General features: G+C 73.7%; 1 protein-coding gene. It reads right to left on the bottom strand.

The genetic code is table 11. The features are described from left to right. Positions 1–6,385 (bottom strand): type I polyketide synthase (locus ACIGXM_RS37215; RefSeq protein ID WP_396568556.1); only part of this gene is annotated, 6,385 nt, incomplete at both ends.

The raw sequence follows: 6,385 nt of genomic DNA, 5'->3' as shown, positions 1-6,385 counted from the left end.
GTCGGTGGTGGGTTGGTCGCCGATCACCACCCACTGGCCGGTGGCGGGCGGGCCGTCGGGCACGGTCTGCGGCACCCAGTCGACCCGGTACAGCGGAGGCCGGGGCACGGCCCGTACCGAGGCGAGCTGCTCGGGGGTGATCGGGCGGCCGGTCAGGGACTCGACGCTTGCCACCGGCAGGCCGTCGAAGTCGGCCAGCGTCAGCGTCGCGGTCGCGCCGTCGGGACTGCTGGGCGACAGCCGCAGCCGCAGCGCGCGGGCGCCGACGGCGTGCAGTGAGACGCCGCTCCAGGAGAACGGCAGCCGGATGCCGTCGGAGAGGTCGAGCAGCGACGGGTGCAGGGCGGCGTCGAGCAGCGCGGGGTGGATGCCGTAGCCGTCGGTGGCGGCGTCCTGGGGGAGGACGATCTCGGCGTACAGCTCGTCGCCGTGCCGCCAGGCGGCCCGTAGCCCCTGGAAGAGCGGGCCGTAGTGGTAGCCCTGGCCGGCCAGCCGGGGGTAGAGGTCCTCGACCGGGAGCGGAGTGGCGCCGGCGGGGGGCCAGTTGCCGATCGCCGGGGTGGGCCGCGGGTCGGCGGCGGTGAGGGCGCCGACGGCGTGCAGGGCCCACGGCTGCTCGTCGGCGCTGCCGGCCGGGCGCGCGTGGATGGTGAGCGGGCGACTGCCGTCGGCCTCCTGCGGCCCGACGGCGAGCTGGATCTCGACGGCGCTGTCCTGGGGCACGGCGAGCGGCTGCTGGAGGGTGAGTTCGGCCAGCTGGGGATGGCCGGTGTGCTGGCCGGCGTGCAGGGCGAGTTCGACGAAGGCGGCACCGGGGAGGAGGACCGTGCCGAGGATGGCGTGGTCGTTCAGCCAGGGCTGCTGCTGCGGCGAGACGCGCCCGGTGAGCAGGTGGGTGCCGTCGGGCAGCGTGGTGGCGGCGGCCAGGACCGGGTGGTCGAGCGGGTGCAGGCCGGTGCTGCCGAGGTCGGTGGCGCCGGCCGGCTTCAGCCAGAAGGACCGGTGCTGGAAGGGGTAGGTGGGCAGCTCCACCGCGCTCGCGGGGCCGAGCAGGGCGGTCCAGTCGACCGGCGTGCCGGCGGTGTGGGCCTGGGCGGCGGAGGCGAGCAGGCGGTCGAGGCCACCGTGGTCGCGGCGCAGCGTGCCGACGGCCTGGCCGCCGGCCTCGAGGGTGTCCTGGACGGGGGTGGTCAGCACGGGGTGCGGGCTGGCCTCGATGAAGGTGGTGTGACCGGTGGCGACGAGGGCGCGGACCGCCTGCTCGAAGAGCACGGTCCGGCGCAGGTTGGTGTACCAGTACTCCGCGTCGAGGGTGCTGGTGTCGATGACCTCGGCGGTGACGGTGGAGCAGAACGGGATGGTGCTGGGGCGCGGGGTGAGGCCGGCGAGGTCCGCGAGCAGCCGCTCGCGGATGGGCTCGACCTGCGGGGAGTGCGAGGCGTAGTCGACGGGGATGGTGCGGGCCCGGACGCCCCGGCTCCGGCAGTCCTCGACGACGGCCTGCACGGCCTGGACGGCGCCCGCGATGACCGTGCTGGCGGGGCCGTTGACGGCGGCGACGCCGACCTGGCCGTCGTGCGTGGCGAGGAGCGGTTCGACCTGGTCGGCGGGGAGCGGGATGCTGGCCATCGTGCCGGTGCCGGCGAGCGTGGTCAGCGCCTTGCTGCGCAGGGCGACGATGCGGGCCGCGTCGTCCAGGGTGAGCGCGCCGGCGATGTGGGCGGCGGCGATCTCGCCCTGGGAGTGGCCGATGACGGCGTCGGGACGGACCCCGAGCGACTCCCAGGTGCGGGCGAGCGAGACCATCACGGCGAACAGGGCAGGCTGGACGACGTCGACGCGCTCCAGCGGAGGTGCCTGGGAGGTCTGGTGGAGCAGGTCGAGCAGGGACCAGTCGGTGTGCGGGGCGAGGGCTTCGGCGCAGGCCTGGAGGTGGCCGCGGAAGACCGTTGACTCGTCGAGGAGTTGGCGGGCCATGCCCTCCCACTGCGAGCCCTGGCCGGGGAAGACGAAGACCGTGCGGCCGGGGTGCTCGGGGCTGCCGGTCACGACGTCGGCGGCGGCTTGGCCGTCGGCCAGGGCGGCCAGACCGGTGAGGAGTTCGTCGCGGCCCTGGCCGATCACCACCGCGCGGTGTTCGTGCTGCGCACGGGTGGCCAGGGCGTGCGCGGCGTTGACGAGTTCCAGGTCCGGGTGCTCGCCGAGGTGGGCGGCGAGCCGTCGGGCCTGTGCGCGCAGGGCCGGTTCGGTCTTCGCGGAGAGCAGGAGGGGGAGGGCTGCCGGGGCGTGCGGTGATTCCTCGGGCGCGGCAGCGGGTGCGGCTTCGAGGATGAGGTGGGCGTTGGTGCCGCTGATGCCGAAGGAGGAGACGGCTGCTCGTCGGGGGTGGTCGGTCTCGGGCCAGGGCCGGGTGTCGGTGAGCAGTTCGACCGCGCCGGCGGTCCAGTCCACGTGTGGGGTCGGCTCGTCGACGTGCAGGGTCCTGGGTAGCGTGCCGTGTCGCATGGCCTGCACCATCTTGATCACGCCGCCGATGCCGGCGGCGGCCTGCGCGTGCCCGATGTTGGACTTCAACGAGCCGAGCAGCAGCGGCTGTTGGGTCGAGTGGTGCTGTCCGTAGGTGGCCAGCAGGGCTTGCGCCTCGATCGGGTCGCCGAGGGTGGTTCCGGTGCCGTGCGCCTCGACCGCGTCCACCTGGTCGGGGGTCAGCCGGGCGTCGGTGAGCGCGGCGCGGATCACCCGTTGCTGGGCCGGGCCGTTGGGCGCGGTGAGGCCGTTGCTGGCACCGTCCTGGTTGACCGCGCTGCCCCGGATGACGGCCAGGACCGGGTGTCCGGCCGCCTGGGCGTCGGAGAGCCTTTCCAACAGCACCATGCCGGCGCCCTCGCCCCAGGCGACGCCGTCGGCGGCGTTCGCGAAGGACCTGCACCGGCTGTCGGGGGAGAGCCCGCGCTGTCGGCTGAACTCCTGGTACATCCCGGGGGTGGCCATCACCGTGACGCCACCGGCCAGTGCCATCGTGCACTCGCCGTTGCGCAGGGCCTGGGTGGCCAGGTGCAGGGCGACCAGCGAGGACGAGCAGGCCGTGTCGACCGTGAGCGCGGGGCCTTCCAGGCCGAAGGTGTAGGAGATCCGGCCCGAGGCCACGCTGGCGGCGAGCCCGGTGACCAGGTAGCCCTCGGCGCCCTCGGTGCCCAGGTAGGAGAGCGACGCGTACTCCTGCGCGATCGCGCCGGTGAAGACGCCGGTCCGGCTGCCGTGCAGGCTCTTCGGGTCGATGCCGGCCCGCTCGATCGCCTCCCAGCTGGTCTCCAGCAGTAGGCGCTGCTGCGGGTCGAGGGCGAGCGCTTCGCGCGGGCTGATGCCGAAGAAGTCGGCGTCGAAGCCGTCCGCGTCGTAGAGGAAGCCACCCTGGCGTGCGTAGGTCTTGCCGACCGCGTCGGGATCAGGGTCGTAGAGGCCGTCGACGTCCCAGCCGCGGTTGTGCGGGAACTCGCCGATCGCGTCGGTGCCGGACGCGACCAGGTTCCACAGGCCCTCGGGGGTGTCGGCGCCACCGGGGAAGCGGCAGCCCATCCCGACGATGGCGATCGGGTCGTCGTGGTCCTGGGCGGTGGCTGTCGGGAGCGGCGCGGATGGCACCAACCCGCCTGTGGTGCTGCTCATTTCGTCCAGCAGGAAGCGGGCGACGGCGGCCGGGGTCGGGTAGTCGAAGACCAGCGTGGCGGGCAGCCGGTGGCCGGTGCTGTTGGCCAGCGTGTTGCGCAGCTCGACGGCGGTCAGCGAGTCGAATCCGAGCTCCTTGAACGGAGTGGTCGGGTCCACCGCGCTCGGCGCACTGTGGCCGAGCGCCGTCGCGACGAAGCCACGGACCAGGTCCAGCACGAGCTGCTCCTGCTCGGCCCGGTCCCGGCCGCGCAACTGCTCGAGGACGGGCGCGCCGCCGGGCGCGCCGCTCTGCGCCACTCGCCGCGGCGTGGCGCGGACGATGCCGCGGTACAGCGCGGGGACGGTGCCGGTGGCCCGCAGCCTGCCGGTGTCGAACAGGGCGGCCACGTTCAGCGCCTGTCCGCTGGCCAGGGCCGCGTCGAACATCGCCAGGGCGCGGTCCACGGGGATGGGCAGCAGACCGGTCCGGCGCAGGCGGGCATGGTCCTGGTCGGCCAACGTCGCGGTCATGCCGCCGGCCTGCTGCTGCCACGGGCCCCAGGCGAGGGAGGTGGCGGGGAGGCCTTGGGTGTGGCGGTGGGTGGCGAGGGTGTCGAGGTAGGTGTTGGCGGCGGCGTAGTTGGCTTGTCCGGGGCTGCCGAGGGTGGCGGCGATGGAGGAGTAGAGGACGAAGGCGGTGAGGTTGAGGTTTTTGGTGAGGTCGTGGAGGTGCCAGGCGGTGTCGATTTTGGGGGTGAGGACGGTGTTGAGGTGGGTGGGGGTGAGGGTGGGGATGGTGGCGTCGTGGAGGGTGCCGGCGGTGTGGATGACGGCGGTGAGGGGGTGTTCGGTGGGGATGGTGTTGAGGAGTTTGGTGAGTTCGTCGCGGTTGCTGGTGTCGCAGGCGGTGATGGTGATGTTGACGCCGAGTGCTTGGAGTTCGGTGGTGAGTTTGGTGGCGGTTGGGGTGTTGGGGCCGCGTCGGCTGGTGAGGAGGAGGTGGCGGGCGTGGTGGGTGGTGGCGAGGTGGTGGGCGAGGAGGGTGCCGAGGGTGCCGGTGCCGCCGGTGATGAGGATGGTGCCGTTGGGGTCGAGGGGGGTGGGGGTTTGGTTGGGTGCGGGGGTGGTGGTTTTGGTGAGGCGTGGGACGTACAACTGCCCGTCACGGATGGCGAATTGTTCGTCGCTCTCGGCCAGTGCCGCCGGCAGGGCCTGCCAGGAGGCGTCGGTGTCGTCGTGGTCGATGAGCACGAACCGGCCGGGGTTCTCCGACAGCGCCGCACGGATCAGACCCCAGGCCGGGCCGCTCGCCAACCCCGGCACGGCGTCGCCCTCGCGTGCCGCGATCGCGCCCCGGGTCAGCACGACCAGCCGGCTCTCCGCGAGCCGCTCGTCGGCGAGGAAGTCCTGCACCACCGAGAGCAGGGCCTCGGCCACCTGGTGGGCGGCGGCCACCGGATCGTCCTGCTCGGCGGGCTCGGCGAGGACGAGGAGCACGTCGGCGGGGGCCTCGGCGAGGTTCCGGGCGAGTGTGGTGAGGTCACCGTGGAGGGTGGCGGCGGCCGGGAGTTCGGCGGAGCCGTCCGGAACCGTGCTGAGCAGGGCGTAACGGCCGGCGGTCCGCACCGGTTCGGCCGACCTGGGCAGAGGGGTCCAGGTGAGCTGGTACAGCGGATCCGACAGGCCGGCCCGGCGGAACGCCGCGGGGTCGACCGGGCGGACGGTCAGCGACTCGACCTCGGCCAGTAGTGCACCGGTCACCGGATCGGTGAGGGTGAGCGCGACGGTGTCCGGGCCGATCGACGACATCCGCACCCGCAGCCCGTCGGCCGCGGTGGCGTGCAGCCTGATGCCGTTCCACTCGAAGGGCAGCCGGAGGACCGGTGCGCTCGACCCGTCCGCGTCGCCGCCGTTGAGCAGGGCGATCGGGTGCAGGGCAGCGTCGAGCAGGGCGGGGTGGACGCCGTAGCCGTCGGTGGCGGCGTCCTGGGGGAGGGCGACCTCGGCGTACAGGTCGTCGCCGTGCCGCCAGGCGGCCCGCAGGCCCTGGAAGGCCGGACCGTAGCTGATCCCGGCAGCCGCGACCCGCGCGTACAGCGAGTCGACCGCCATAGGTTCCGCCTCGGCCGGGGGCCAACTCTCGTCCGGGGCCGGGGTGGTCGGCGCCGACGGGGTGTCCAACACGTTGTCCAGCCGTCCGGTGGCGTTGCTCACCCACTCCCGCTGCTCCAGGCGGTCGGCGCGGTGCGGCCGGGAGTGGACGCGGAAGGAACGGCCCCCGGGCTCCTCGGCCGCGCCGACGACGATCCGCATCTCGACGCCGCCCTGCTCGGGCAGCACCAGCGGCTGCTCCAGGACGAGGCCGTCCACCTCGTCGTAGCCGAGCCGGTCGGCCAGCCGGCACGCGATCTCGGCGAGTGCGGCGCCGGGCAGCACCGCGGCGCCCAGGACGGCGTGCTCGGCGAGCCAGGGGTGGCGGTGCAGGGAGAGCAGGCCGGTGAAGAGGTGGCCGCCGTCGGGCAGTTCGACGGCCACGTCGAGCAGCGGGTGGTCGCTGGGGGTGAGGCCGGTGGAACTGAGGTCGGCCGTGTGGGTGGGGTGGAGCCAGTAGCGGTCGCGTTGGAAGGGGTAGGTGGGGAGGTTGGTGGGTTGGGTGGTGGGTTGGGTTTTGGTTTGGGTGGTGGGCCAGGTGGTGGGGTGTCCGTGGGTGTGGAGGTGGGCGAGGGTGGTGGTGAGG

Origin of the sequence: Kitasatospora sp. NPDC052896 (assembly GCF_044547075.1) — a bacterium.
Classification (GTDB): domain Bacteria; phylum Actinomycetota; class Actinomycetes; order Streptomycetales; family Streptomycetaceae; genus Kitasatospora.
Note: the sequence above shows the minus strand (reverse complement) of the source record. Positions and strands in the feature narration are given on the sequence as shown.